27 protein-coding genes are annotated in these 26,647 nt (G+C 54.1%); 23 read left to right on the top strand and 4 right to left on the bottom strand.

What is annotated here, in order from left to right:
* Positions 1 to 17 precede the first annotated feature (17 nt).
* The 5 genes from miaB to lnt all read left to right on the top strand — a co-directional run bounded on the left by miaB (position 18) and on the right by lnt (position 5,705).
* Positions 18 to 1,442: a tRNA (N6-isopentenyl adenosine(37)-C2)-methylthiotransferase MiaB gene (miaB, locus tag WFN87_RS05545; protein WP_008456083.1), complete on the top strand. Its 1,425-nt coding sequence runs from the start codon at positions 18 to 20 to the stop codon at positions 1,440 to 1,442.
* Positions 1,443 to 1,652: 210 nt separating this feature from the next.
* A complete protein-coding gene (locus WFN87_RS05540) occupies positions 1,653 to 2,714 on the top strand; it encodes a PhoH family protein (RefSeq protein ID WP_336982229.1) in 1,062 nt (353 codons plus the stop codon).
* Entirely contained in the window at positions 2,711 to 3,178 is a 468-nt protein-coding gene (ybeY, locus tag WFN87_RS05535) for an rRNA maturation RNase YbeY (RefSeq protein ID WP_336982228.1), read from the top strand. The genes WFN87_RS05540 and ybeY overlap by 4 nt, the downstream gene beginning before the upstream one ends.
* Before the next feature lie 99 nt (positions 3,179 to 3,277).
* Entirely contained in the window at positions 3,278 to 4,156 is an 879-nt protein-coding gene (gene corC, locus WFN87_RS05530) for a CNNM family magnesium/cobalt transport protein CorC (RefSeq protein WP_008456079.1), read from the top strand.
* 7 nt (positions 4,157 to 4,163) lie between these two features.
* Positions 4,164 to 5,705 carry an apolipoprotein N-acyltransferase gene (gene lnt, locus WFN87_RS05525; protein WP_336982227.1) on the top strand — a complete coding sequence of 514 codons (1,542 nt, stop codon included), beginning with the start codon at positions 4,164 to 4,166 and terminating at the stop codon, positions 5,703 to 5,705.
* A gap of 86 nt (positions 5,706 to 5,791) precedes the next feature.
* Here lnt and WFN87_RS05520 read toward each other — a convergent pair whose 3' ends face one another.
* Positions 5,792 to 6,043 (bottom strand): hypothetical protein, encoded by a 252-nt coding sequence (locus WFN87_RS05520; RefSeq protein WP_336982226.1) that lies wholly within the window; start codon positions 6,041 to 6,043, stop codon positions 5,792 to 5,794.
* A gap of 46 nt (positions 6,044 to 6,089) precedes the next feature.
* Between WFN87_RS05520 and WFN87_RS05515 the strand changes: the two genes are divergently transcribed.
* The 4 genes from WFN87_RS05515 (at position 6,090) to WFN87_RS05500 (ending at position 9,334) form a co-directional block, all read left to right on the top strand.
* Complete coding sequence (locus WFN87_RS05515) at positions 6,090 to 6,995, top strand: amino acid ABC transporter substrate-binding protein (RefSeq protein WP_008456075.1); 906 nt, start codon at positions 6,090 to 6,092, stop codon at positions 6,993 to 6,995.
* Positions 6,996 to 7,194: 199 nt separating this feature from the next.
* Positions 7,195 to 7,935, top strand: a complete 741-nt coding sequence (locus WFN87_RS05510) for an amino acid ABC transporter permease (protein ID WP_008456073.1) — start codon at positions 7,195 to 7,197, stop codon at positions 7,933 to 7,935.
* Positions 7,935 to 8,609, top strand: a complete 675-nt coding sequence (gene gltK / locus WFN87_RS05505; RefSeq protein WP_166994531.1) for a glutamate/aspartate ABC transporter permease GltK — start codon at positions 7,935 to 7,937, stop codon at positions 8,607 to 8,609. The genes WFN87_RS05510 and gltK overlap by 1 nt, the downstream gene beginning before the upstream one ends.
* The gene (locus WFN87_RS05500) at positions 8,609 to 9,334 is read left to right on the top strand and encodes an amino acid ABC transporter ATP-binding protein (RefSeq protein WP_008456069.1); all 726 of its coding nucleotides are present in this window, start codon (positions 8,609 to 8,611) and stop codon (positions 9,332 to 9,334) included. Before gltK ends, WFN87_RS05500 begins: the two co-directional genes overlap by 1 nt.
* A 208-nt stretch (positions 9,335 to 9,542) precedes the next feature.
* On the opposite strand, the gene WFN87_RS05495 is transcribed toward WFN87_RS05500, so the two are convergent.
* Positions 9,543 to 10,025, bottom strand: a complete 483-nt coding sequence (locus WFN87_RS05495; protein WP_008456066.1) for a zinc ribbon-containing protein — start codon at positions 10,023 to 10,025, stop codon at positions 9,543 to 9,545.
* A gap of 264 nt (positions 10,026 to 10,289) precedes the next feature.
* Here WFN87_RS05495 and leuS point away from each other — a divergent pair, with 264 nt between their 5' ends.
* The 14 genes from leuS (at position 10,290) to lipA (ending at position 25,414) form a co-directional block, all read left to right on the top strand.
* On the top strand, positions 10,290 to 12,872 hold the full coding sequence (gene leuS / locus WFN87_RS05490) for a leucine--tRNA ligase (protein WP_336982225.1): 2,583 nt from the start codon (positions 10,290 to 10,292) through the stop codon (positions 12,870 to 12,872).
* Positions 12,873 to 12,886: 14 nt separating this feature from the next.
* A complete protein-coding gene (gene lptE, locus WFN87_RS05485; protein ID WP_336982224.1) occupies positions 12,887 to 13,498 on the top strand; it encodes an LPS assembly lipoprotein LptE in 612 nt (203 codons plus the stop codon).
* A complete protein-coding gene (holA, locus tag WFN87_RS05480; RefSeq protein WP_336982223.1) occupies positions 13,495 to 14,526 on the top strand; it encodes a DNA polymerase III subunit delta in 1,032 nt (343 codons plus the stop codon). The genes lptE and holA overlap by 4 nt, the downstream gene beginning before the upstream one ends.
* Positions 14,519 to 15,166, top strand: a complete 648-nt coding sequence (nadD, locus tag WFN87_RS05475) for a nicotinate-nucleotide adenylyltransferase (protein WP_166994529.1) — start codon at positions 14,519 to 14,521, stop codon at positions 15,164 to 15,166. Before holA ends, nadD begins: the two co-directional genes overlap by 8 nt.
* Positions 15,167 to 15,478: 312 nt before the next feature.
* Entirely contained in the window at positions 15,479 to 15,796 is a 318-nt protein-coding gene (gene rsfS, locus WFN87_RS05470) for a ribosome silencing factor (RefSeq protein WP_008456058.1), read from the top strand.
* A 3-nt stretch (positions 15,797 to 15,799) separates the two neighbouring features.
* Positions 15,800 to 16,270, top strand: a complete 471-nt coding sequence (gene rlmH, locus WFN87_RS05465) for a 23S rRNA (pseudouridine(1915)-N(3))-methyltransferase RlmH (RefSeq protein WP_008456055.1) — start codon at positions 15,800 to 15,802, stop codon at positions 16,268 to 16,270.
* Between the two features lie 27 nt (positions 16,271 to 16,297).
* The gene (gene mrdA / locus WFN87_RS05460) at positions 16,298 to 18,199 is read left to right on the top strand and encodes a peptidoglycan DD-transpeptidase MrdA (protein WP_008456052.1); all 1,902 of its coding nucleotides are present in this window, start codon (positions 16,298 to 16,300) and stop codon (positions 18,197 to 18,199) included.
* Between the two features lie 2 nt (positions 18,200 to 18,201).
* On the top strand, positions 18,202 to 19,314 hold the full coding sequence (gene mrdB, locus WFN87_RS05455) for a peptidoglycan glycosyltransferase MrdB (protein WP_008456051.1): 1,113 nt from the start codon (positions 18,202 to 18,204) through the stop codon (positions 19,312 to 19,314).
* A 16-nt stretch (positions 19,315 to 19,330) separates the two neighbouring features.
* Complete coding sequence (gene rlpA / locus WFN87_RS05450) at positions 19,331 to 20,560, top strand: endolytic peptidoglycan transglycosylase RlpA (RefSeq protein ID WP_336982222.1); 1,230 nt, start codon at positions 19,331 to 19,333, stop codon at positions 20,558 to 20,560.
* 143 nt (positions 20,561 to 20,703) lie between these two features.
* Positions 20,704 to 21,915 (top strand): D-alanyl-D-alanine carboxypeptidase DacA, encoded by a 1,212-nt coding sequence (dacA, locus tag WFN87_RS05445; protein WP_008456045.1) that lies wholly within the window; start codon positions 20,704 to 20,706, stop codon positions 21,913 to 21,915.
* Positions 21,916 to 22,024: 109 nt separating this feature from the next.
* On the top strand, positions 22,025 to 22,288 hold the full coding sequence (gene ybeD / locus WFN87_RS05440; protein ID WP_008456041.1) for a DUF493 family protein YbeD: 264 nt from the start codon (positions 22,025 to 22,027) through the stop codon (positions 22,286 to 22,288).
* A 74-nt stretch (positions 22,289 to 22,362) separates the two neighbouring features.
* Positions 22,363 to 23,007, top strand: coding sequence for a lipoyl(octanoyl) transferase LipB (gene lipB / locus WFN87_RS05435; RefSeq protein WP_008456039.1), 645 nt, complete (start codon positions 22,363 to 22,365; stop codon positions 23,005 to 23,007).
* 245 nt (positions 23,008 to 23,252) lie between these two features.
* Positions 23,253 to 24,209: a YbeF family transcriptional regulator gene (locus tag WFN87_RS05430; RefSeq protein ID WP_008456036.1), complete on the top strand. Its 957-nt coding sequence runs from the start codon at positions 23,253 to 23,255 to the stop codon at positions 24,207 to 24,209.
* Between the two features lie 239 nt (positions 24,210 to 24,448).
* On the top strand, positions 24,449 to 25,414 hold the full coding sequence (lipA, locus tag WFN87_RS05425) for a lipoyl synthase (protein WP_008456035.1): 966 nt from the start codon (positions 24,449 to 24,451) through the stop codon (positions 25,412 to 25,414).
* A gap of 86 nt (positions 25,415 to 25,500) precedes the next feature.
* Here the strand turns inward: lipA and tatE are convergent, their stop codons facing one another.
* Both tatE and WFN87_RS05415 read right to left on the bottom strand, forming a co-directional pair.
* Positions 25,501 to 25,707: a twin-arginine translocase subunit TatE gene (tatE, locus tag WFN87_RS05420; protein ID WP_008456034.1), complete on the bottom strand. Its 207-nt coding sequence runs from the start codon at positions 25,705 to 25,707 to the stop codon at positions 25,501 to 25,503.
* Positions 25,708 to 25,836: 129 nt separating this feature from the next.
* Positions 25,837 to 26,625 carry a deaminated glutathione amidase gene (locus WFN87_RS05415; protein WP_008456033.1) on the bottom strand — a complete coding sequence of 263 codons (789 nt, stop codon included), beginning with the start codon at positions 26,623 to 26,625 and terminating at the stop codon, positions 25,837 to 25,839.
* Between the last annotated feature and the right edge of the window lie 22 nt (positions 26,626 to 26,647).

Raw genomic sequence — 26,647 nt, 5'->3', positions numbered from 1 at the left:
TGAGCAATGGCAAGTCGATGACAAAAAAACTCCATATAAAAACCTGGGGCTGCCAGATGAACGAATACGATTCATCGAAGATGGCCGACCTGCTGGACAGCACCCACGGCTTTACGCTGACCGATAACGCGAATGAAGCGGACGTTCTGCTGCTGAACACTTGTTCTATTCGCGAAAAAGCCCAGGAAAAGGTGTTTCACCTGCTGGGGCGCTGGAAGCATATCAAAGCCAAACGTCCGGACGTGATCATTGGCGTCGGCGGCTGCGTTGCCTCTCAGGAAGGAAAAAAAATTCGCCAGCGGGCGCACTATGTAGATATCGTCTTTGGGCCACAAACCCTGCACCGCCTGCCGGAAATGATCAACCAGGTTCGCGGCACCCGCAGCCCGGTGGTGGACGTAAGCTTCCCGGAAATCGAAAAATTTGACCGCCTGCCTGAGCCAAAGGCCGACGGCCCGACCGCCTACGTCTCCATCATGGAAGGCTGCAACAAATATTGCACCTATTGCGTGGTGCCTTATACCCGTGGCGAAGAAGTGAGCCGCCCTTGCGACGATATTCTGTTTGAAATCGCTCAACTGGCGGAACAGGGTGTGCGTGAAGTTAACCTGCTGGGTCAAAACGTTAACGCATACCGCGGCGCAGCTTACGACGGCGGCATCTGCTCGTTTGCCGAGCTCCTGCGTCTGGTTGCCGCGATTGACGGTATCGACCGCATTCGCTTCACCACCAGCCACCCGATTGAATTTACCGATGACATTATCGAAGTCTACCGCGACACGCCGGAGCTGGTGAGTTTCCTGCACCTGCCGATTCAAAGCGGCGCCGACCGTGTGCTGAATATGATGGGGCGCACGCATACCGCGCTGGAGTATAAATCGACTATCCGCAAGCTGCGCGCAGCGCGCCCGGACATCCAGATCAGCTCAGACTTTATCGTCGGCTTCCCAGGCGAAACCAGCCAGGACTTCGAGCAAACCATGAAGCTGATTGCTGACGTCAACTTTGACACCAGCTTTAGCTTTATTTTCTCCGCTCGTCCGGGCACCCCGGCGGCCGACCTGGTTGATGACGTGCCGGAAGAAGAGAAAAAACAGCGCCTTTATATCCTGCAGGATCGTATTAACCAGCAGGTAATGGAATGGAGCCGTAAAATGCTGGGTACGGTACAGCGTATTCTGGTGGAAGGGACTTCGCGTAAAAGCATTATGCAGCTGTCCGGCCGTACCGAAAATAACCGTGTGGTGAACTTCGAAGGGACGCCGGATATGGTAGGGAAATTCGTGGATGTCGAAATCACCGAAGTCCTGACTAACTCCCTGCGCGCGAAGCTGGTGCGCACAGAAAGCGAAATGGGCCTGCGTATTGCTGAAACCCCGGCTTCCGTTATCGCTCGTACCCGCAAAGAGAATGACATTGGCGTTGGGACTTACCAGCCTTAATTCTCTCCACGGCCTGCCGGAACGCTAATTCCACGTCCAGGCAGGCTGTCTCATTGTTTGCACTTGCATTCTGAAGGCATCACCCAAATATCAATTGTGACGCTTGCGCCATCACGCTGCGGGATAAATAATTTCCCTGTAGCCGAACCGTATTTTCGGCTACGCGAGACCGTTTACTCTAACTGGCCCCGAGTGACCCAGAGGATAAGTTTGAATATCGAAACACGTGAATTAACGCTGGAACCGGCGGATAACACCCGTCTGCTTAGTCTGTGCGGCCCTTTTGATGACAACATCAAACAGCTGGAACGCCGACTGGGGATTGAAATCAACCGCCGTGACAATCACTTCAGGCTCACCGGTCGTGAGCTTTCCGTTAACGCCGCGGCGGATATTCTGCGACATCTGTACGTAGACACCGCGCCAATGCGCGGGCAAAGCCAAGATATCGACCCGGAACAAATTCATCTGGCTATTAAAGAAAGCCGGGTGCTGGAGCAAACGGCCGACAGCGTGCCGGATTACGGTAAAGCTATCCATATTAAAACTAAGCGTGGCGTCATTAAGCCGCGTACGCCTAATCAGGCGCAGTACATCGCGAATATTCTCGACCACGACATCACATTCGGCATAGGGCCGGCAGGGACAGGGAAAACCTATCTTGCCGTTGCCGCCGCGGTTGATGCGCTGGAGCGCCAGGAGATCCGCCGCATTCTGCTGACCCGCCCGGCGGTTGAAGCGGGTGAAAAACTGGGCTTCCTGCCCGGCGATTTAAGCCAGAAGGTTGACCCATACCTGCGCCCGCTGTACGACGCGCTGTTTGAAATGCTGGGCTTCGAGAAAGTCGAAAAGCTGATTGAGCGCAACGTTATCGAAGTGGCCCCGCTCGCCTACATGCGTGGCCGTACCCTGAACGATGCCTTTGTCATTCTCGATGAAAGTCAGAACACCACCACCGAACAGATGAAAATGTTCCTGACCCGTATAGGCTTCAACTCCAAGGCGGTGATTACCGGCGATGTGACGCAGATAGACCTGCCACGTAACCTCAAGTCCGGCTTACGTCATGCTATCGACGTCCTGTCCGAGGTGGATGAAATCAGCTTCAACTTCCTTAACAGCGAAGACGTGGTACGCCACCCGGTTGTGGCCCGCATTGTTAACGCCTATGAAGCCTGGGAAGCCGCCGATCAAAAACGCAAAGACGAGCTTGCCGCCGAGCGCAAACGCGAAGCCCTTGCCCTGCAGGCTACCGCTCAGGAGAGCAAATGAGTCAGGTTATTTTAGATTTACAGGTTGCCTGCGAAACAGAAAGCGGCCTGCCGGATGAAGCACAAATTCAGCGCTGGCTGGATGCGGTTATTCCTCAGTTTCAGACAGAGTCTGAGGTCACCGTTCGTCTGGTAGACGAAGCCGAAAGCCACGACCTGAACCTGACCTATCGCGGGAAAGATAAGTCCACCAACGTGCTTTCTTTTCCGTTTGAAGCCCCGCCAGGGATCGAGCTTCCGCTGCTCGGCGATCTGATCATCTGCCGTCAGGTGGTTGAGCAGGAAGCCAAAGAACAAGAGAAGCCGCTGGAGGCCCACTGGGCACATATGGTTGTACACGGCAGCCTGCATCTGCTCGGTTACGACCACATCGAAGACGATGAAGCCGAAGAGATGGAAGCGCTGGAAACAGAGATAATGCTTGCTCTTGGGTATGCCGATCCGTACATTGCCGAGAAAGAGTAGTCGGCTCAGGGCTTTCCCTTTGCCGCCGTCACGCGCAGGCAGTGCACCATCAGGCTGCCTGTTAGTTTTTGATTTATATGAGGCCTAAAACCTAACGCCATGAGCGACGACAATTCACAGAATAGTGACACGCCGGAAGCCAAAAAGGGATTCTTCTCCCTCATTCTCAACCAGCTGTTTCACGGTGAACCGAAAAACCGTGACGATCTGCTGACGCTTATTCGTGATTCTGAGCAAAACTCTCTGATAGACCAGGACACCCGCGACATGCTCGAAGGGGTGATGGATATCGCCGACCAGCGCGTCCGCGATATCATGATCCCGCGTTCGCAGATGGTGACGCTCAAACACAACCAGACGCTGGACGAGTGCCTCGATGTCATTATCGATTCCGCTCACTCCCGTTTCCCGGTGATAAGCGAAGACAAAGATCACATCGAAGGGATTCTGATGGCGAAAGATCTGCTGCCGTTCATGCGCAGCGACTCTGAGCCTTTCAGCATGGAAAAAGTGTTACGTCAGGTGGTTGTCGTGCCTGAAAGCAAGCGGGTTGACCGCATGCTGAAAGAGTTTCGTCAGCAGCGCTATCATATGGCGATTGTCATTGATGAATTTGGCGGCGTTTCAGGTCTCGTGACGATCGAAGATATTCTCGAACTGATTGTCGGGGAAATTGAAGATGAGTACGACGACGAGGAAGACGGTGATTTCCGTCAGCTGAGCCGCCATACGTGGACGGTGCGCGCCCTCGCCTCTATTGAAGACTTCAACGAAACCTTCGACACGCACTTTAGCGATGAAGAAGTCGACACCATCGGTGGTCTGGTGATGCAAGCCTTTGGACACCTGCCAGCCCGTGGCGAAACCATTGAAATAGATGGTTACCAGTTCAAAGTCGCCATGGCCGATAGCCGTCGTATTATTCAGGTTCATGTCAGAATTCCGGACGACTCGCCGCAACCTAAACTGGACGAATAACTCAGCTATGGCTATAGCTCAACTTCTTCAACGCCAGCGCGTTCGCCTGCTGCTGGCGCTTTTCTTTGGGGCCTGCGGAACGCTGGCTTTTTCCCCTTATGATTTCTGGCCTGCAGCTATTGTTTCTCTTGCTGGCTTGCAGGGCCTGACGCTTAACCGTCGCCCGGTACAAAGCGCCGCGATTGGCTTCTTCTGGGGGCTTGGGCTGTTCGGCAGCGGGGTCAACTGGGTCTATGTCAGCATCGCACAGTTTGGCGGCATGCCGGGCCCGGTGAACGTGTTCCTGGTGGTTCTGCTGGCCGCTTATTTGTCGCTCTACACAGGTTTGTTCGCCGGTATTCTCAGCAGGTTGTGGCCAAAAACAACGTGGTGGCGCGTAGCTATTGCCGCGCCGGTCGTCTGGCAAATTACCGAATTCCTGCGTGGCTGGGTGCTGACCGGCTTCCCCTGGCTGCAGTTTGGCTACAGCCAGATCGATGGCCCACTAAAAGGCATCGCGCCGATTTTGGGCGTCGACACCATTACCTTCCTGCTGATGATTATCAGTGGCCTTCTGGTGTACGCCCTGCAGGCACGGAAATGGGCTCCTGCGGTGGTTTCTGCGGCTTTACTGTTATTACCCTGGCCACTGCGCAACATTCAATGGTTCCAGCCTCTGCCAGAGCGTTCCGTTGACGTAGCGATGGTACAAGGCAACATTCCCCAGTCTCTGAAGTGGAATGAAAGCCAGCTGCTGGACACGCTGAAAATTTATCTGGATAAAACAGAGCCGGAGATGGGCAAAGCCAAGCTTATCATCTGGCCGGAATCGGCTATCTCCGATCTGGAAATTAATCAGCAGCAGTTCCTCGCCATGATGGATGACCTGCTGCGGGCAAAACACAGCTCATTAATTACCGGTATCGTCGATGCGCGTCTGAATAAGCAAAACAGGTACGATACCTACAACACCATTATCACGCTCGGTGAAGGTAGCCCTTACAGCTACACCAGCAGTAATCGCTACAACAAAAACCACCTTGTGCCATTCGGTGAGTTTGTGCCGCTTGAATCGATTCTGCGCCCACTGGCCCCGTTCTTCGATCTGCCCATGTCATCGTTCAGCCGTGGGCCCTATGTTCAGCCGCAATTGCTCTCTAACGGCGTCAAGCTGACGGCGGCAATCTGCTACGAAATTATCCTGGGTGAACAAGTTCGGGACAATTTCCGGCCAGACACTGACTTCCTGCTGACTATCTCCAACGATGCCTGGTTCGGTAAATCCATCGGCCCATGGCAGCACCTGCAAATGGCGCGTATGCGCTCGCTGGAGCTGGGGCGGCCTTTGCTGCGCAGCACTAACAATGGCGTAACTGCCGTGGTCAACGCCGAAGGTGAGATCACTAACATCATCCCGCAGTTCACTCGCGAAGTGCTGGAAGCGAAAGTCACACCGACCACTGGCTTAACGCCTTATGCACGCTTCGGCTTCTGGCCGCTGTGGGTGGTGACCGCTTTATTCGGTTTCACCGCACTGGTGATAAGCCTGCGTAACCGCAGCAAAAAGTAGCACACCCTTCTCGCTCATAGAGGCCGGCAAATTTGCTGGCCTTTTTCATTTCTGGCACAACCTTTGCTAGATATAAACAGTTGAAATCAAATAGCTGGCGCAAAGACGCCCTGTGGCCTGGCTGTATCGGGCAGTGAAAAATGCATGCACCAAAAAGCGACATCGCAAGCACCGTTATAGTGCGCTGGCATATCTTTGCCTTTAAATGGTGCGGCGCGCTTCGCAAAAATAAACATCTTATTAGCAATTTCTTTACATTCAGCTAGGTTAGATGCTAACAAAAGGGCATTGCATGACGCTTTTAGCAGCATGAAAAAACAACAAAACACAACACTCACATCGGATACCGGTGCCTCCTCTGGCACTAAGATTAAGGAGTTGGATATGCAACTACGTAAACTGGCCACGGCAATGCTGGTGATGGGCATGAGCGCCACAATGGTTCATGCAGAAGACGCGACGCCTCAGCAGTCAACGCTGGATAAAATCAAAGCCAACGGCGTTATCGTGGTCGGCCACCGTGAATCATCTGTACCTTTCTCTTACTACGACAATCAGCAAAAAGTGGTTGGCTACTCTCAGGACTACTCTAATGCCATCGTAGAAGCGGTGAAAAAGCAGCTGAATAAGCCCGATCTGCAGGTAAAACTCATTCCTATCACCTCTCAGAACCGTATTCCGCTGCTGCAAAACGGCACTTTCGATTTTGAATGTGGTTCCACTACCAACAACGTAGAACGTCAAAAGCAAGCCGCATTCTCCGACACCATCTTCGTTGTCGGCACCCGTTTGCTGGTGAAAAAAGGCGGCCCAATTAAAGACTTCCCTGACCTGAAAGGGAAAACCGTTGTTGTGACCTCTGGCACCACTTCCGAAATCCTGCTCAACAAGCTGAACGACGAGCAGAAAATGGGCATGCGTATTATCAGCGCCAAAGACCACGGTGACTCCTTCCGTACCCTGGAAAGCGGCCGTGCCGTTGCCTTTATGATGGATGATGCCCTGCTGGCCGGCGAACGTGCGAAAGCTAAACAGCCGGATAACTGGGAGATCGTCGGCAAGCCACAGTCCCAGGAAGCCTACGGCTGTATGCTGCGTAAAAATGACCCAGAGTTTAAAAAGCTGATGGATACCACCATTGCGCAGGCACAAACCTCCGGTGAAGCCGCGAAATGGTTCGACAAATGGTTTAAACAGCCAATTCCACCGAAAAACCTCAACATGAACTTCGACCTTTCTGACGAAATGAAAGCGCTGTTCAAGGAACCAAACGACAAAGCTCTCAACTAATTAGAAACACAGGGGCCGGAAAAATCCGCCCTCCCGATTGACGAACTGAAGCCAGGACAGACTATGCGTTGGTGGGTCGTTCCCCCACCAGCGTGAAGGTGCCCAAAAATGCAGACAAAGATCTGCTTCAGGGCACCGGCTTCTCATCAATCTTCGAGGGTAGCCTACGCTACCCTCTTTTTTTATCTCGGAGTAAGTTATGTCTATAGACTGGAACTGGGGAATCTTTTTACAGCCCGCCCCGTTCGGCAACACAACCTATCTGGGCTGGATTTGGAATGGCTTCCAGGTCACCGTCGCCCTGTCAATAACCGCATGGATCATTGCTTTCCTGGTGGGGTCTCTGTTTGGTATTTTGCGTACGGTCCCTAACAAATTCCTGTCCGGGCTAGGTACGCTCTACGTTGAACTCTTTCGCAACGTTCCCCTGATCGTCCAATTCTTTACCTGGTATCTGGTGGTGCCTGAACTGCTGCCGGAAAACATTGGCATGTGGTTTAAGTCCGAGCTGGATCCCAATATTCAGTTCTTCCTCTCGTCAATGATTTGCCTCGGGCTGTTTACCGCCGCTCGCGTTTGTGAACAGGTACGAGCCGCTATTCAATCCCTGCCTCGCGGCCAGAAGAACGCGGCTCTGGCAATGGGACTGACGCTGCCTCAGGCCTATCGCTACGTGCTGTTGCCTAATGCCTATCGCGTTATTGTGCCGCCGATGACCTCCGAAATGATGAACCTGGTGAAGAACTCGGCCATCGCTTCAACCATTGGTCTGGTGGATATGGCGGCGCAGGCTGGCAAGCTGCTGGATTACTCGGCACACGCCTATGAATCCTTTACGGCGATTACCCTTGCCTATGTACTGATCAACGCCGTCATCATGGGCGTGATGTATGTGGTAGAACGTAAAATTCGCCTGCCTGGCAATATGGGGGGCAAATAATGCTCAATCTTGACTGGAGTTCTATTCTTCCTGCCCTGCCTTACTTAATGCAGGGGCTGGTCATTACGCTCAAAATCACCGTTACCGCCGTGGTGATCGGTATTGTCTGGGGCACGCTGCTGGCCGTCATGCGCCTGTCGAGCTTCAAGCCGATCGCGTGGTTTGCTACCGCTTACGTGAACGTTTTCCGCTCCGTGCCGCTGGTGATGGTACTGCTGTGGTTCTATCTGGTGGTGCCTGGCTTCCTGCAGTCGGTGCTTGGCCTGTCGCCAAAAACCGATATCCGCCTGATTTCCGCGATGGTCGCCTTCTCCATGTTTGAAGCCGCCTACTATTCGGAAATTATTCGCGCCGGTATTCAGAGTATTTCCAGAGGGCAGTCAAATGCCGCCCTGGCGCTGGGTATGACCCACTGGCAGTCGATGAAACTCATCATCCTGCCGCAGGCCTTCCGCGCGATGGTGCCGCTGCTGTTAACCCAGGGCATCGTTTTGTTCCAGGATACCTCGCTGGTGTACGTTTTAAGCCTGGCAGACTTCTTCCGCACCGCCTCCACCATTGGCGAGCGTGACGGTACACAGGTCGAGATGATCCTGTTTGCCGGCCTGGTCTATTTTGTGATTAGCCTCAGTGCATCGCTGTTGGTCAGCTACTTGAAGAAAAGGACTGTGTAATGATTACCCTGAAAAATGTTTCTAAATGGTATGGTCACTTTCAGGTGCTGACCGAGTGCTCCACCGAAGTGAAGAAAGGCGAAGTTGTCGTCGTGTGCGGGCCTTCTGGTTCTGGCAAATCCACGCTGATTAAAACCGTCAACGGCCTTGAGCCCGTACAGAAAGGCGAAATCCTGGTGAACGGCACCCAGGTGAACGACAAGAAAACCAATCTGGCGCAGCTCCGCTCCCACGTTGGCATGGTGTTCCAGCACTTCGAGCTGTTCCCTCACCTGTCGATTATCGAAAACCTGACGCTTGCCCAGGTCAAAGTGCTGAAACGTGATAAAGCCGCTTCCCGCGCCAAAGGGTTAAAATTACTCGAGCGCGTAGGGCTGGCCGCACACGCCGATAAATATCCGGCGCAGCTTTCCGGCGGCCAGCAGCAGCGTGTGGCGATTGCCCGCGCCCTGTGCATGGATCCGATTGCAATGCTGTTTGACGAACCAACCTCAGCGCTCGATCCGGAAATGATCAACGAAGTACTGGACGTTATGGTTGAGCTGGCCAATGAGGGCATGACCATGATGGTGGTGACCCACGAAATGGGCTTTGCCCGCAAAGTGGCAAACCGCGTGATCTTTATGGATGAGGGGAAAATTGTCGAAGACTCAAACAAAGACGACTTCTTCAATAACCCTCAGTCTGAACGTGCCAAAGACTTCCTGGCGAAAATCCTGCACTAAACGTAACGCACCACAGTAAAAAGCCTTCCTTGCGGAAGGCTTTCATGTTGATGACAAAGAGGAAAAAAGCGTGGTTTTTCCCTCTTTGTGGTTATCAGCCGAAAATCAATGAATTGATTTTCCAGTTGGTTAACGAGCCGCCGGGCTTTTCTTTTCTCGCCAGAGGTTTGCTATCCGTCTGAAAGCCTTCCCTGCGGAAGGCTTTTTTTTAAGGCTCAAACGGCCGACGATGAAACTGATTATGGCCGCATTTCGGGCAAACCGGCAGCACATCAGGCGTGTAAATCGCAATGTGATGATGACAGTTTTCACACACCAGATTGCCTAACCCAACAACTTCCCCGCTGTGATACACCCCGTGATGGCTGAGATCTTTAAACACTTCCCGCCACTCAAGCTGCGTTTTGTCGGTAATGTCCGCCAGCTCCTGCCATAAACTCTCTTTAATCACCCGCATAAAAACGCTGTCGGTGAACTCTTCCTGACTTTCCCCGTAGCTACGAGCAAACTCTTCAAGGTCACGGCGCACCGCACGCGTTACCTCTTCTATCTCCGTTCGGGTCAGTTCGCCTGTATCATTCATCTGCTTACGGGCGCTGGCAACCAGCGCATCAATATCGCGCTCACCCTTGCGTAGCCGTTCACTTAGCGATTCGACCAGTTCCCGATAAAATTGAGCAACCTTGTTCATCGTTAGCCTGCCTCCTTGAAGGATTCCCGCGTTTGCGGCGTGGTAACTGACTCTAATAGTAGACGTTAATCCGGCAACGCTTTGTTAGATTAGCCACACCCCGGGTAAAAAACTGCAAGCGTTACGGAACGGTGAAATGGTTACTGAGGGCGTTGAAAGGCTGTTTTGCCGCTGTCGAATCGGCTATGCTATGGCGATCTAAACTCGAATTCATTAAAGGCTACGTTTCGTAGCCGTCTTTCATACACAGGACTACTGGCTGCCATGCAAGAGCAATACCGCCCGGAAGAGATAGAATCCAATGTCCAGCAACACTGGCAAGAGAACCGTACTTTTGAAGTGACCGAAGACGAAGGCAAAGAGAAATACTACTGCCTCTCCATGTTGCCCTATCCTTCCGGCCGACTACATATGGGCCATGTCCGTAACTACACCATCGGCGACGTTATCGCACGCTACCAGCGTATGCTGGGTAAAAACGTCCTGCAGCCGATCGGCTGGGATGCCTTCGGCCTGCCGGCTGAAGGCGCCGCGGTAAAAAACAACACCGCGCCAGCCCCGTGGACCTACGACAACATCAATTACATGAAGAACCAGCTGAAAACGCTGGGCTTCGGTTACGACTGGAGCCGTGAACTGGCTACCTGTACGCCTGAATACTATCGCTGGGAACAACAGTTCTTCACTCAGCTGTACAACAAAGGTCTGGTTTACAAAAAAACCTCCGCGGTTAACTGGTGCCCGAACGATCAGACCGTGCTGGCGAATGAGCAGGTTATCGACGGCTGCTGCTGGCGCTGCGACACCAAAGTTGAGCGCAAAGAGATCCCGCAGTGGTTCATCAAAATCACCGCCTACGCCGACGAACTGCTGAACGACCTGGATACCCTGGATCACTGGCCGGATCAGGTTAAAACCATGCAGCGCAACTGGATTGGCCGTTCCGAAGGCGTGGAAATCACCTTCGACGTACAAAACAGCGCCGAGAAGCTGACCGTTTACACAACTCGCCCTGATACCTTTATGGGTGTGACTTATCTGGCCGTTGCCGCCGGTCACCCTCTGGCGCAGCAGGCTGCAGTCAATAACCCTACCCTTACCGAATTCATTGAAGAATGCCGTAACACCAAAGTGGCCGAAGCCGACATGGCGACCATGGAGAAGAAAGGCGTCGCCACCGGCATTAACGCCATTCATCCGCTGACCGGCGAAAGCGTTCCGGTTTGGGTGGCCAACTTCGTGCTGATGGAATATGGCACAGGTGCCGTGATGGCCGTTCCAGGCCACGATCAGCGTGACTGGGAATTCGCCACAAAATACAGCCTGCCAATCAAGCCGGTAATTCTGAATGCCGACGGCAGCGAGCCGGATCTTTCCGCCTCCGCAATGACCGAAAAAGGCGCGCTGTTTAACTCTGGCGAGTTCGACGGTCTGGACTTCCAGCAGGCGTTTAACGCCATTGCCGATAAGCTGGCCGCTAAAGGCGTGGGCGAGCGTAAAGTGAACTTCCGTCTGCGCGACTGGGGCGTTTCCCGTCAGCGTTACTGGGGCGCCCCCATCCCAATGGTCACCCTGGAAAACGGCACAGTGATGCCAACCCCGGAAGATCAGCTGCCGGTTATTCTGCCGGAAGATGTGGTCATGGACGGTATCACCAGTCCGATTAAAGCCGATCCTGAGTGGGCGAAAACCACCGTCAACGGCATGCCTGCGCTGCGTGAAACCGACACCTTCGACACCTTTATGGAGTCCTCCTGGTACTACGCGCGCTACACCTGCCCTCAGTACGACAAAGGCATGCTGGATTCCAAAGCTGCTAACTACTGGCTGCCGGTGGATATCTACATCGGCGGGATTGAACACGCCATCATGCACCTGCTTTACTTCCGCTTCTTCCACAAGCTGATGCGCGATGCGGGCATGGTGACGTCCAACGAACCAGCCAAACAGCTGCTTTGCCAGGGCATGGTGCTGGCGGACGCCTTCTATTACACCGGCGTTAACGGCGAGCGTAACTGGGTTTCCCCGGTCGACGCTATCGTTGAGCGCGATGATAAAGGCCGCATTGTCAAAGCCCGTGACGCAGAAGGCCGTGAACTGGTCTATGCTGGCATGAGCAAAATGTCGAAGTCGAAAAACAACGGCATCGACCCACAGGTCATGGTTGAACGCTACGGCGCGGATACCGTGCGTCTGTTTATGATGTTTGCTTCACCTGCAGACATGACGCTTGAGTGGCAAGAATCCGGCGTTGAAGGCGCCAACCGCTTCCTGAAACGCGTCTGGAAACTGGTCTACGAACACACCAACCGTGGTGCTGCGCCAGCGCTGGACATTGCTGCCCTGGGCAAAGATCAAAAAGCCCTGCGTCGCGATGTGCATAAAACCATTGCTAAAGTGACCGACGATATCGGCCGCCGTCAGACCTTCAACACCGCCATCGCTGCCATCATGGAGCTGATGAACAAACTGGCAAAAGCACCGCAGGACGGCGAACAGGATCGTGCGTTGCTGAACGAAGCGCTGCTGGCCGTTGTACGTATGCTGTATCCGTTCACCCCGCACGTTTGTTTCGATATGTGGCAGTCGCTGGGCGGTGAAGGTGATGTGGATAACGCACCGTGGCCGCAGGCTGACGAAAAGGCAATGGTCGAAGACTCTCGCCTGGTGGTCGTTCAGGTTAACGGTAAAGTACGCGGTAAAGTCACCGTGCCTGCCGATGCCACTGAAGAACAAGTGCGCGAGCGCGCCGGTCAGGAACATCTGGTCGCGAAATATCTTGAGGGTGTAACCGTACGTAAAGTGATTTACGTTCCGGGTAAACTGCTCAACCTGGTTGTGGGCTAAGCGCAGGAGGAAGCGTGCGACATCCCTTTATCACCCTGTTAGTAACCCTGGCGGTGCTGGTCACCGCTGGATGTGGTTTTCACCTGCGTGGCAACACGCAGGTCCCTTCAGAGATGAAGACGCTGATCCTCAACTCTGGCGATCCTAACGGTCCGCTAACGCGTGAAATTCGTAAACAGTTGCGCTTAAACGGCGTCACGATTGTTGACGATACCGGCACTGGCGTGCGTAAGGATATTCCGTCCCTGCGCGTGGGCGCCTACGGTCTTAGCCAGGACACCGCTTCAGTATTCCAGAACGGCCAGACCGCGGAATACCAGATGGTGATGGTTGTTAATGCTCAGGTCCTGATCCCAGGGCACGACATTTATCCGATCAGCGCGAAGACCTACCGTTCGTTCTTTGATAACCCACTGACTGCCCTGGCAAAAGACGCCGAGCAGGATTTGATTATCAAAGAGATGTACACCAACGTTGCCCAACAGCTGATCCGTAAACTGATGGCAGTACACGCGGCCGATCTTGCAGCAACGAAAGACGAAGTAAAGCCCGTTAGCGCAGAGAAACCAGCCGTAGCTGCAGGCCGGGTGTCCACCACTCTGCCGGCAACCTCTGGTAGCAAATGATCCGAGTGTATCCGGAACAACTCCACGCGCAGCTCAATGAAGGGCTGCGCGCGGCGTATCTGCTGTTAGGTAACGATCCTCTCTTATTACAGGAAAGCCAGGATGCGGTGCGCAAACACGCCCAGCAAAATGGCTTTGAAGAACATCACGCCGTTCAGATAGATGCCTCCACTGACTGGCAGGCTCTGTTTGCTATTTGCCAGGCGCTCAGTCTGTTTGCCAGCCGCCAGACGCTGCTCTTATTGCTGCCGGAAAACGGCCCAAATGCCGCCATTAACGCTCAGCTAGAAACGCTGGTGAGCCTGCTCCACGACGATATTTTGCTCCTGGTTCGCGGCAACAAACTGACCAAAGCGCAGGAAAATGCCGCCTGGTTTACCCAACTGGCAAACCGCTCCGTGCTGGTGACCTGCCAGACGCCAGAACAGGCCAATCTGCCCCGCTGGGTATCTCAGCGCGCAAAACAGATGAATCTGACGCTGGACGAGGCTGCTAATCAGCTGCTCTGCTACTGCTATGAGGGCAATTTGCTGGCGCTTTCTCAGGCATTAGAGAGGCTGTCGCTCATCTGGACAGACGGTAAATTGACGCTACCGCGCGTTGAGCAAGCCGTAAACGATGCAGCCCATTTCACGCCTTTTCACTGGGTAGATGCGCTGCTTGCCGGAAAGAGCAAACGAGCGCTGCATATATTGCAGCAGCTTCGTCTTGAAGCCAGCGAGCCGGTCATTCTGCTGCGAACCCTGCAGCGGGAACTGCTGCAACTGGTCAATCTCAAACGTCAGTCGGCAACGACGCCCTTACGGACGCTGTTCGATCAGCAACGCGTGTGGCAAAACCGCCGCCAGTTGGTTACTGAAGCGCTCAATCGCGTTTCTTCGGAACAGCTTTATCAGGCCGTTCGTTTACTGACGCATATCGAACTGACGCTGAAGCAGGACTACGGGCAGTCAGTCTGGGACGAACTCGAAGGCCTTTCTCTGCTGATCTGCCATAAAGCCTTACCGGAAATCTTTATTGATGCCTGATTCATCTCTTCTGGCGCTGTATGGCGGCACCTTTGATCCTATCCACTACGGTCATCTGAAATCCGTTGAAGCCCTTGCCAGGCTGGTGAAGCTGAAAAGCGTCACCATCATGCCCAATAATGTGCCGCCGCATCGCCCACAGCCGGAAGCGAGCAGCGCCCAGCGCAAAGAGATGATTGAGCTAGCAATAGCAGGCAACCCGCTTTTCACGCTGGATGACCGGGAGCTGAGCCGGTCGACACCGTCATGGACCGTGGAAACGCTGGAGCAGCTTCGCGCCGAGCTGGGGCCAAAACAGCCGCTGGCCTTTATTATTGGCCAGGACTCATTGCTCAGCCTGCACCGCTGGCACCGCTGGGAAACGCTGCTCACGCTGTGCCACCTGTTGGTCACCCAGCGGCCCGGCTATCCGCTAACCATGGAAACACCCGAACAGCAAACGTGGCTCGCGCAAAACGTCACTGATTCAGTCGTAACGCTGCACCAGCAGCCCGCCGGGAAAGTCTTTCTAGCCCCAACCCCGCTCTACGATATCTCCGCAACCACCATTCGCCATCGGCTTGAGAGCAATCAGCCCTGCGACGATCTGCTCCCGCCTGATGTACTGGCTTTTATTCTCCAGCACGGGCTTTATCGCTAAGCGTTGGGGCTCGTCTAAATTACGGGAGGAGAACAGTGAAGCGCACTGGATTACGCTATTATGATTCACCGGGAAAGCCAGCCATTGACACCACTTCTCAGGCTGTTATGCTCCGCTGCCATAATTTCCTGCCCGTAATCCGGCTTTTCTGAAATAGTTTTACAAAAATGGCAATGCAAACTCCGGCGCGCAATGGGATGATAGCCCGCGATTCACGCTGGTCGGCCAATTTTTCAGCCAAAGCCGCCTGCCCTGCTGGTCCAGGGTTATTACGGGCTAAACCAAACACTCTCATTCTCTCAGGGGGAACACTTGCAGGGTAAAGCACTTCAGGATTTCATTGTCGATAAAATCGACGACCTCAAAGCCCAGGACATCATCGCAATCGATGTTAAAGGCAAATCCAGCATCACCGATTGCATGGTTATCTGCACCGGGACATCTAACCGCCACGTCATGTCAATTGCTGAACACGTTGTGCAGTCCTCCCGCGAAGTTGGCCTGTCGCCGATGGGCGTGAAAGGCATCAACGCTTCCGACTGGGTTGTTGTCGATCTGGGCGAAATTATCGTTCACGTTATGCAGGAAGAGAGCCGTCAGCTGTACGAACTGGAAAAACTCTGGAGCTAACGGGTGAAGCTGCAACTGGTGGCCGTTGGAACCAAAATGCCTGACTGGGTGCAGACAGGCTTTACCGAGTACCTGCGTCGCTTCCCGAAAGATATGCCTTTTGAGCTGGTAGAAATTCCGGCTGGAAAACGCGGCAAAAATGCCGATATCAAACGTATCCTCGAAAAAGAGGGTGAAATGATGCTGGCCGCCGCGGGCAAAGGTAATCGAATCGTGACGCTGGATATTCCCGGTCAACCGTGGGATACCCCCCAGCTTGCCACGCAGCTCGAGCGCTGGAAGCAGGATGGCCGCGATGTCAGCCTGTTAATCGGTGGCCCCGAAGGATTAGCACCAGCCTGTAAGGCCGCTGCCGAGCAAAGCTGGTCGCTCTCCACGCTAACCATGCCTCATCCGCTGGTCAGAGTGCTGGTGGCGGAAAGTCTCTATCGGGCGTGGAGCATTACCACCAACCACCCTTACCATCGTGAGTAAACCTGAGCGGGTAATACTAAGCAGCGAATGAAATTACAGAATTCTTTTCGCGACTATACTGCTGAGTCTGCGCTCTTTGTGCGCCGGGCGCTGGTCGCTTTTATCGGCATTTTGCTGCTTACCGGCGTGCTGATCGCCAACCTTTATAATCTGCAAATCGTTCGCTTTAACGACTATCAGACGCGATCCAATGAAAACCGCATCAAGCTGGTGCCCATCCCGCCCAGCCGCGGCATTATTTACGATCGTAACGGCACCCCGCTGGCGCTAAACCGCACCATCTATCAAATCGAGATGATGCCGGAGAAAGTCGATAACGTTCAGGATACGCTGGAGGCGCTGCGCCCGGTGGTTGACCTGACCGATGACGACATCGCGAATTTCAAGAAAGAGCGTGCCCGCTCGCACCGCTTCACCTCCATTGCGGTCAAAACTAACCTGACGGAAGTTCAGGTTGCCCGCTTTGCCGTAAACCAGTACCGCTTCCCGGGTGTGGAAGTGAAAGGCTACAAACGCCGCTTCTATCCTTATGGCTCCGCGCTAACCCACGTCATTGGCTATGTTTCTAAAATCAACGACAAAGACGTTGAGCGCCTGGATAAAGAAGGCAAGCTGGCCAACTACGCCTCGACCCACGACATCGGCAAGCTCGGTATCGAGCGCTATTACGAAGATGTCCTGCACGGGCAAACGGGCTACGAAGAGGTTGAGGTTAACAACCGTGGCCGCGTCATCCGCCAGCTTAAAGAAGTGCCGCCTCAGGCCGGGCATGACATTTATCTGACCCTCGATCTGAAGCTGCAAACCTACATCGAAACCCTGCTCGCAGGGAGTCGTGCTGCGGTGGTCGTTACCGATCCGCGTACGGGCGGCATTCTGGCGCTGGTTTCTATGCCAAGCTATAACCCGAACCTGTTCGTCGACGGTATCTCCAGCAAAGACTACTCTGGCCTGCTAAACGACCCGAACACGCCGTTAATTAACCGTGCGACTCAGGGTGTGTATCCACCGGCCTCTACCGTGAAGCCTTATATGGCAGTTTCTGCATTGAGCGCCGGAGTGATCACCCGCAACACCTCGCTGTTTGACCCCGGCTGGTGGCAACTGCCCGGCTCGGAAAAACGCTACCGCGACTGGAAAAAATGGGGCCACGGCCGCCTGAACGTCACAAAATCCCTGGAAGAATCGGCGGATACCTTCTTCTACCAGGTCGCCTATGACATGGGGATCGACCGCATTGGCGAATGGATGAGTAAGTTTGGCTACGGTCACCTGACGGGCATCGACCTTTCAGAAGAGCGCGCGGGCAACATGCCGACGCGCGAGTGGAAGCTGAAGCGCTTTAAAAAACCGTGGTATCAGGGTGACACCATTCCGGTCGGTATCGGCCAGGGTTACTGGACGGCCACGCCAATCCAGATGAGCAAGGCGATGATGATCCTGATCAACGACGGCATCGTTCGCGTTCCGCACCTGCTGATGAGCACCACCGAAAACGGTAAACAGGTTCCCTGGCAGCAGCCGACTGAAGCGCCGGTGGGCGACATCCACTCGGGCTATTGGGAAATTGCCAAAGACGGGATGTATGGCGTAGCCAACAGGCCTAACGGTACTGCGCATAAATACTTCGCGAATGCGCCTTATAAAGTGGCAGCAAAATCAGGTACTGCGCAGGTCTTTGGCCTGAAAGCCAACGAAACGTATAACGCGCATAAAATTGCCGAACGCCTACGTGACCACAAGCTGATGACAGCATTTGCGCCGTATGACAACCCACAGTACGCCGTGACCATGATTCTGGAGAACGGCGGCGCAGGCCCGGCCGTCGGGAGCATCATGCGTCAGATCCTCGACCACGTCATGTTAGGGGATAACAACACGGTACTGCCGTCGGAAGCACCGGCCGCCTCGGCCGCAGAGGATCAATAAGCATGACTGACAATCCTAATAAAAAAACAATTTGGGATAAGGTTCACCTCGACCCGACCTTCCTGGTGACCATCCTCGCGCTGCTGGTGTTCAGCGCCCTGGTGGTATGGAGCGCCAGCGGCCAGGATATGGGCATGATGGAGCGTAAAATCGGCCAGATCCTGATGGGGCTGGTGATCATGGTCGTCATGGCGCAAATTCCGCCTCGCGTCTACGAAGGCTGGGCGCCCTATCTCTATATCTTCTGTATTATTCTGCTGGTGGCGGTTGATGCCTTCGGGGCCATTTCAAAAGGGGCCCAGCGCTGGCTCGATCTGGGCTTCGTGCGTTTCCAGCCTTCGGAAATCGCCAAGATTGCCGTTCCGCTAATGGTTGCCCGCTTTATTAACCGCGACGTTTGCCCGCCCACGCTGAAAAACACCGGCATTGCGCTCGTCCTGATCTTCATGCCGACCCTGCTGGTCGCCGCCCAGCCGGACCTGGGCACCTCCATTCTGGTCGCCGCATCGGGCCTGTTTGTGCTGTTCCTTTCCGGCATGAGCTGGCGACTTATTCTGGTTGCCGTTCTGCTGGTAGCCGCCTTCGTGCCGATCCTGTGGTTCTTCCTGATGCATGACTACCAGCGCGCGCGCGTGATGATGCTGTTAGATCCAGAAAGCGATCCGCTCGGCGCGGGCTATCATATAATTCAGTCCAAAATCGCCATCGGCTCCGGGGGCCTGCGCGGCAAGGGCTGGCTGCACGGCACGCAGTCGCAGCTAGAGTTCTTGCCCGAACGTCATACGGACTTTATCTTCGCGGTGCTTGCGGAAGAGCTAGGCTTAGTCGGCATTCTGGTGCTGCTGGCGCTCTATCTGCTGCTGATCATGCGCGGCCTGTTTATTGCCGCTCGGGCACAGACCACCTTTGGCCGCGTAATGGCCGGCGGGCTGATGCTGATCCTGTTCGTCTATGTATTTGTAAATATTGGCATGGTTAGTGGTATCTTACCGGTGGTCGGCGTACCGCTGCCGCTCGTCAGCTACGGGGGGTCGGCGCTAATCGTGCTGATGGCCGGGTTTGGTATCGTCATGTCGATACATACTCACAGAAAAATGTTATCAAAAAGCGTGTAACTGGATGAGGTGCGCAATGGGTAAGCAAAAACGGTGGGCTGGCGTCTGCATCGCAGCAGCGTTACTGGCAGCATGTTCGTCAAATGATGAGAGTCAGCAGCCGGTTAATCAGGCGCCACAGCCGGCCGTGTGCAACGGTCCAGTCGTGGAAATCAGCGGCGCCGAGCCACGTTACGAGCCGCTGAATACGTCAGTTAACCAGGATTACCAGAACAACGGCAAAAGCTACAAAATTGTTCAGAATCCGGCAAACTTCAGCCAGGCAGGCTTCGCGGCTATCTACGACGCCGAACCGGGCAGCAACCTGACCGCCTCTGGCGAAGCGTTCGATCCTAATGCGCTGACCGCAGCACACCCAACGCTGCCTATTCCAAGCTATGCGCGAATCACTAACCTCGCGAATGGCCGCATGATTGTGGTTCGCATCAACGATCGCGGCCCTTACGGCAACGATCGGGTGATCTCGCTGTCTCGCGCGGCAGCAGACAGGCTGAACACCTCAAACAATACTAAAGTCCGTATCGACCCTATTATCGTTGCACAGGATGGCACCATGTCCGGTCCAGGTACGGCCTGTACGACTATCGCCAAACAGACCTATGCGCTGCCGGCCCGTCCGGATCTTAGCGGCGGCATGGGAAGCGCCTCCTCCCCTGCTCAGCCAGCGGCACCACAGGGCGATGTGCGCGCCATCAGCAACTCGACGCTGCAAAGCGCAGATACCACCGGCGCACCTGTTCAGAGCAGCGGTTTTCTCGGTGCTCCTACGCCACTTGCGGCAGGCGTGATAGAAACACCTGATGCTCCGGCCACGGCTGCAGCAGCCCCCGCGACGCAGCAACCTGTCGCAGCAACAGCGGCACCAGCCGTGGCGCCTACTCCGCCAGTAGCCCCACAGCCAGCGCCGATCGTTGAGCAGCCAGCGCCAGCCGTTTCTGCGCCAGTCACCGCACCAGGTTCAACTCAAGGTCACGTTCAGCGCAGTGCAGCTACAGCAAGCGTACCCGCCAGCAGCGGCCGTTACGTTGTTCAGGTCGGTGCCGTGAGCGACGGCGCACGCGCCAGCCAGTGGCAGCAAAAGTTAAGCCAGCAGTTTGGCGTGCCGGGCGCTGTGTCTCATAACGGCACCGTGTATCGCGTTCAGCTTGGCCCGTTCAGCAGCCGCACTGAAGCCACCGCCCTGCAGCAGCGCCTGATGTCGGAAGCGCAACAGCAGTCATTTGTGACCAACGCTCCCGCTATGTAAAGCTATGACTGGCCTGTTTCTTGCCCGTAAATTTGTGTAAAGACCATTAACAAACTCACGCGCAAAGTCAGATGCCAGTCAAAAATGCTTTTGCTATAGTAAGGCACTTTTTTTAATTCCATCACGGACGTCGTAGTTCCATCATGAATACAGCTCCTTCTGCACGTTTTGTTAAGCGCCTGGCGCTCACCTCGGCTTTCGCTCTTGCGACTATGGCCTCTGCTCAAGCTGACGACCTCAACATTAAAACTATGATCCCGGGCGTCCCGCAGATTGATGCAGAAGCGTATATCCTGATTGACTACAACTCAGGCAAAGTGCTGGCCGAATCAAATGCTGACGCACGCCGCGACCCGGCCAGCCTCACCAAGATGATGACCAGCTATGTCATTGGCCAGGCGATGAAAGCCGGTAAATTCGACGACAATGCGATGGTCACCATCGGCAAAGATGCCTGGGCCACCGGTAACCCGGTGTTTAAAGGCTCCTCGCTGATGTTCCTGCAGCCGGGTATGCAGGTGCCGGTCAACAAACTGGTTCGCGGTATTAACCTGCAGTCAGGTAACGACGCCTGTGTGGCGATGGCCGACTTCGTCGCCGGCAGCCAGGATGCCTTCGTAAGCCTGATGAACGGCTACGTTTCTGCCCTGGGCCTGAAAAACACCCACTTCCAGACCGTGCACGGCCTGGACGCTGAAGGTCAGTACAGCTCCGCGCGTGATATGGCGCTGATCGGCCAGGCGCTGATCCGCGATGTGCCGAACGAATACGCTATCTACAAAGAAAAAGAGTTCACCTTCAACAACATTCGTCAGACCAACCGTAACGGTCTGCTGTGGGATACCAGCCTCAACGTTGACGGCATTAAAACCGGCCACACCGATGCCGCAGGCTATAACCTCGTGGCTTCCGCTACCGAAGGCCAGATGCGCCTGATCTCCGCGGTTCTTGGCGGGCACACTTACAAAGGCCGTGAAACAGAAAGCAAAAAGCTGCTGACCTGGGGCTTCCGCTTCTTTGAAACGGTTTCTCCGCTGAAAGCCGGCAAAGAGTTTGCTTCTGAGCCAGCCTGGTTTGGCGATAACGACCGTGTTTCTCTCGGCGTGGATAAAGATGTTTACCTGACCATTCCTCGCGGCCGCATGAAAGATCTGAAAGCCAGCTACGTGCTGACCACCACTGAACTGCATGCCCCGCTGCAGAAAAACCAGGTTGTGGGCACCATCAACTTCCAGTTGGACGGTAAAACCATCGAGCAGCGTCCGTTAGTTGTGCTGCAGGAGATGCCGGAAGGGAATTTCTTCAGCCGAATCATTGATTACATCAAGCTGATGTTCCACCACTGGTTCGGTTAATTATTGAACACTTGAAAGTGTCGAACCTGACCCCATATACTTAGCATCAAAGCAACTCCCGCCCGCCGGCGGGAGTTATTATTTTTATTGCCGTAACGCTGGAGCTACCATGAAAACCAAACTGAACGAACTGCTCGAATTCCCCACCTCTTTTACTTACAAAGTAATGGGCCTGGCGAAACCGGAGCTGGTTGATCTGGTCGTTGAGGTGGTGCAGCGCCACGCCCCTGGTGACTACACGCCGCAGGTTAAACCAAGCAGCAAAGGGAACTACCACTCAGTTTCTATTACCATCAATGCCACCCACATTGAGCAGGTTGAAACCCTGTATGAAGAATTAGGCAACATCGAAATCGTTCGTATGGTGCTGTAATCTGATAACCCGGCTCAGGCCGGGTTTTAGCTGTGATATACTTCCCGCCACCCTTTTCTCCCGGAGACGTTGTTTTGTCTCAAGACACTATCCTGATCCGCACCCTTGGCCTGCAGCCTTATGAACCTGTCTCGCAGGCAATGCATGACTTTACCGACACCCGTGATGAGACGACGGCCGACGAGATCTGGCTGGTTGAGCATCCTCAGGTTTTCACCCAGGGCCAGGCCGGTAAAGCCGAGCACGTCCTGATGCCGGGCGATATTCCCGTTGTGCAAAGCGATCGCGGCGGCCAGGTGACCTTTCACGGCCCTGGCCAGCAGGTTATGTATTTCCTGCTGAACTTAAAACGACGCAAGTTGGGCGTACGGGAACTGGTCACCATGCTGGAACAGACCGTGGTGAACACGCTGGCAGAATATGATATTGAGGCTTACCCCCGCGCCGACGCGCCGGGCGTGTATGTCGACGGACGCAAAATTTGCTCTCTGGGGCTTCGTATTCGGAGGGGATGTTCCTTCCACGGTCTGGCGTTAAACATCAACATGGATTTATCCCCTTTTCTGCGGATTAACCCCTGCGGCTACGCCGGGCTGGAGATGACCCAGGTCAGCCATTTTGCAGAAGGCATCACCGTAGCGGATATCCAGCCCCGGCTGGTAGAAAACTTTATCTCCCTGCTAAACCATCCGCCATACGAATACCGCGAAGTGGAGTAAACGTCAGGCCTGCCTCCCGCAGGCCTGATATTGTCTTTTTATCACTTTTTCACCCATCGGTTATAATCACTAATTGGATAATTCAGCAACGTCATTATTTAAATAATATGACAGCTGGGAATAGCTTCTGAGGCTTAATTTTTCTCATTCGTGCTTGGGTTGGCAAAATAACTATGCTAATTCCCCCAAACGGTCTATTTGTATCTATAAATATAATATTCTTTATTTTTTAGCGGAGACCTGACATGGGGCAAAACCCACTGTCTGAGAAAAAAATCGTGGATCGCGATGGTGAAAACAACTATCCCGTATTCAAGACATTACGCAACATAGATTTAAACTTGCTGACCATTTTTGAAGCTGTCTACATTCATAAAGGCATCGTCAATGCAGCCAGAGTGCTAAATCTCACGCCCTCGGCTATCAGCCAGTCTATCCAAAAGTTGCGCTATATTTTTCCCGATCCTTTATTCATTCGCAAAGGACAGGGCGTCACGCCGACGGCGTATGCGGCACACCTGCACGAATATATCAGCCAGGGCCTGGAATCCATTCTCGGCGCGTTGGATTTCAACAACAGCAATGACCAGCAGCGCACCATCACCATTGCCACCCAGCCGTCTATTGGGGCTTTAGTTATCCCTAAAGTCTATTCGGCGATCCGCAAGGTCAATCCAAATTTGCTTATTCGCAATGTGCCCATTAACGATGGTGAGTCCCAGCTCAGCCAGTTTCAAACCGATTTGATTATTGACACCAGTCGCCACTATGCACGCACCATCACCAGCGTGCCGCTGTATCAGGAAAGTATCGCCGTGGTCTGCCGGGAAGGTCATCCCTGTCTTGAACAGCGGCTCACTCGCGAAGATCTGCAAAATATGGAGCACACCTTCCTGATCATGCAGGATGATTTGCTGCGCGACCTACGCCAGGAGATCAGCGAGCGGCTGCCCAACAGGCAGATAGCGTTTAGCAGCTACAACTATGTCACCCTGTCTTCATTACTTGGCAGCAGCGATTTGCTGGGCTTCATGCCCTGGCGGCTGTACGAAATGTTCAAAGAGACCTGGAACCTGCGAGCCGTTGACTGCGATCTGTTTGCTGATAAAACAATGGAAACCAGCATGCATTTTAACAAGCTAAGCATCCGGGACACGGTTCTGCAGGAGATAATCAAAGCCATTCACACCGAGTTCGCTTGATCCTCAGTGGTTTTCACCTCTTGCCGGACGTTTCAGAGGTGAACACCATGCCCGTTAACCTTGTATTTAGCACAAAACAACAACCCATTTACAATTCTTTCTCCATTTCACGTTGGGGTATACTGATTCTCCCTGGCCGTGATGATATACTTCCGGCCATTAATTCAAAAATAGTTGATAGATCCTAACTTAGCTTGAATTAGCCTGACTTCATTATCCGCAACTGGAACACGCACCCTATGAGCAAACCCATTGTGATGGAACGCGGCGTTAAATACCGCGACGCCGATAAAATGGCTCTGATCCCGGTTAAAAACGTGGCGACAGAGCGCCAGGAGCTGTTGAGAAAACCAGAATGGATGAAAATCAAACTCCCGTCTGACTCAACCCGTATCCAGGGCATTAAAGCGGCGATGCGCAAAAATGGTCTGCACTCCGTTTGCGAAGAAGCTTCCTGCCCTAACCTCGCTGAATGTTTTAACCACGGCACCGCGACCTTCATGATTCTGGGCGCCATTTGTACCCGCCGCTGCCCATTCTGCGACGTCGCACACGGTCGCCCTGTTGCGCCAGATGCTAACGAGCCCGAAAAACTGGCACAGACCATCGCCGATATGGGTCTGCGTTACGTCGTAATTACCTCCGTTGACCGGGACGATCTTCGCGACGGCGGTGCCCAGCACTTTGCTGACTGCATCCGCGCTATTCGCGAAAAGAACCCGACCATCAAAATCGAGACGCTGGTGCCTGACTTCCGTGGGCGTATGGACCGTGCGCTGGATATTCTGACCGCAACGCCGCCGGACGTGTTCAACCACAACCTGGAAAACGTACCGCGCGTCTACCGCAACGTCCGCCCAGGTGCTGACTACAACTGGTCTCTGAAGCTGCTTGAGCGCTTTAAAGAAGCTCATCCGAATATTCCAACCAAGTCCGGCCTGATGGTGGGCCTGGGTGAAACGAACGAAGAGATCATCGAAGTGATGCGCGACCTGCGTCGTCACGGCGTAACCATGCTGACGCTGGGCCAGTATCTCCAGCCAAGTCGTCACCACTTGCCGGTACAGCGTTACGTTAGCCCGGATGAGTTTGAAGAGATGAAAGCCGAAGCGCTGGCAATGGGCTTCACCCACGCCGCCTGTGGCCCGTTTGTTCGCTCCTCTTACCATGCGGACCTGCAGGCAAAAGGGATGGAAGTGAAGTAATGCTGGTTACATCTTGTTACTTATAAACTGACATTCATAAAAAAACCGGCCATTCTGAGCCGGTTTTTTTATTTTGCCGTCGTCGTTCAGTCTTTATGAACGATGCGTTGCTCTGCAGCGGCTTCAGCTTCGGTATCGGGCTTTTTGCCATTGTCGTCTTCAGCCATCGCTTTCTTAAAGCCTTTGATGGCAGAACCGAGATCGCCGCCCAGCGTGCGCAGCTTCTTGGTACCAAACAGCAATACGATCAGCGCGCCGACAACCAGCAGCTTAGTAATACTAATCTCTCCCATACCTACCTTCTTTTGTGATGCGTGCCGTGGCAACGGCGAATAAAAGACCTGATTGCATTAACGGACATTTGTCCGCGCGACACAATAGCAATCTGTAACAAGGTGAATCAAGATTTGATTAAAAAAACATCATAACATTTGCGGTGGCGCAAACCGGCGGTTACGCAGCACCGGCAGCATTTGCCTTACGTCCAGCACTCGCTCTGCTGTCATCTCGGCAAAAATCAGCGCAGGCACCTCGGCTGCTGCCGCGACGGTCACGCCCAGCGGGTCAATGATTCGGCTCTGGCCGATATTTTTATTGCCGCACTCCCCGGAAGCAACCATGTAGCAGGTTGAATCCAGCGCGCGAGCGGCGAGCAGTGTCGCCCAGTGAGCCTCTTTATGCGGCCCTTTTAGCCACGCTGCAGGCAAAACCAGCACTTCTGCTCCGCTAAGCGCCAGGCTCAACGCCATGTCAGGAAAACGAAGATCGTAGCAGGTCATCAGCCCGACGTTCATGCCGGCAACCTTAATCAAGGGGGCCAGGCTTGCTCCGGCATCCACCTGCTTAGATTCCTGCACGCTGAAAGCGTCATACAGATGAACCTTCTGGTAGCTCGCCACAATCTCACCGCCACGAATGGCCAGCAAAGTGTTTGCCGCCCGTCCATCACGGGTAGGGACATGCAGCGTTAGCACCGTTGTCATCTCGTTCTTCCGGCTTTCAGCCCGCAGCTGTTGTACATAGCCGTCATCCAGCTTCTGCGCGGACTTGACTGACATATCCGGGTCAGTATCACTCCGGGCTAGCACCGCTTCGGGTAAGACTAACAAATCGGCCTCTTTGGCCGCCGCTTGCGCCATAAGACTGACACAGGTCGTCGCATTTTCCTGCCAGACTGGCCCCACCACAAACTGCCCGACCGCCACCTTCATATTCGCCTCGCCGTTCAAAGGA

The organism is Cedecea sp. AS113, assembly GCF_037152415.1.
In the GTDB taxonomy this organism is placed as follows: Bacteria; Pseudomonadota; Gammaproteobacteria; order Enterobacterales; family Enterobacteriaceae; genus Cedecea.
This window is presented reverse-complemented; position numbering and strand designations above follow the sequence as displayed.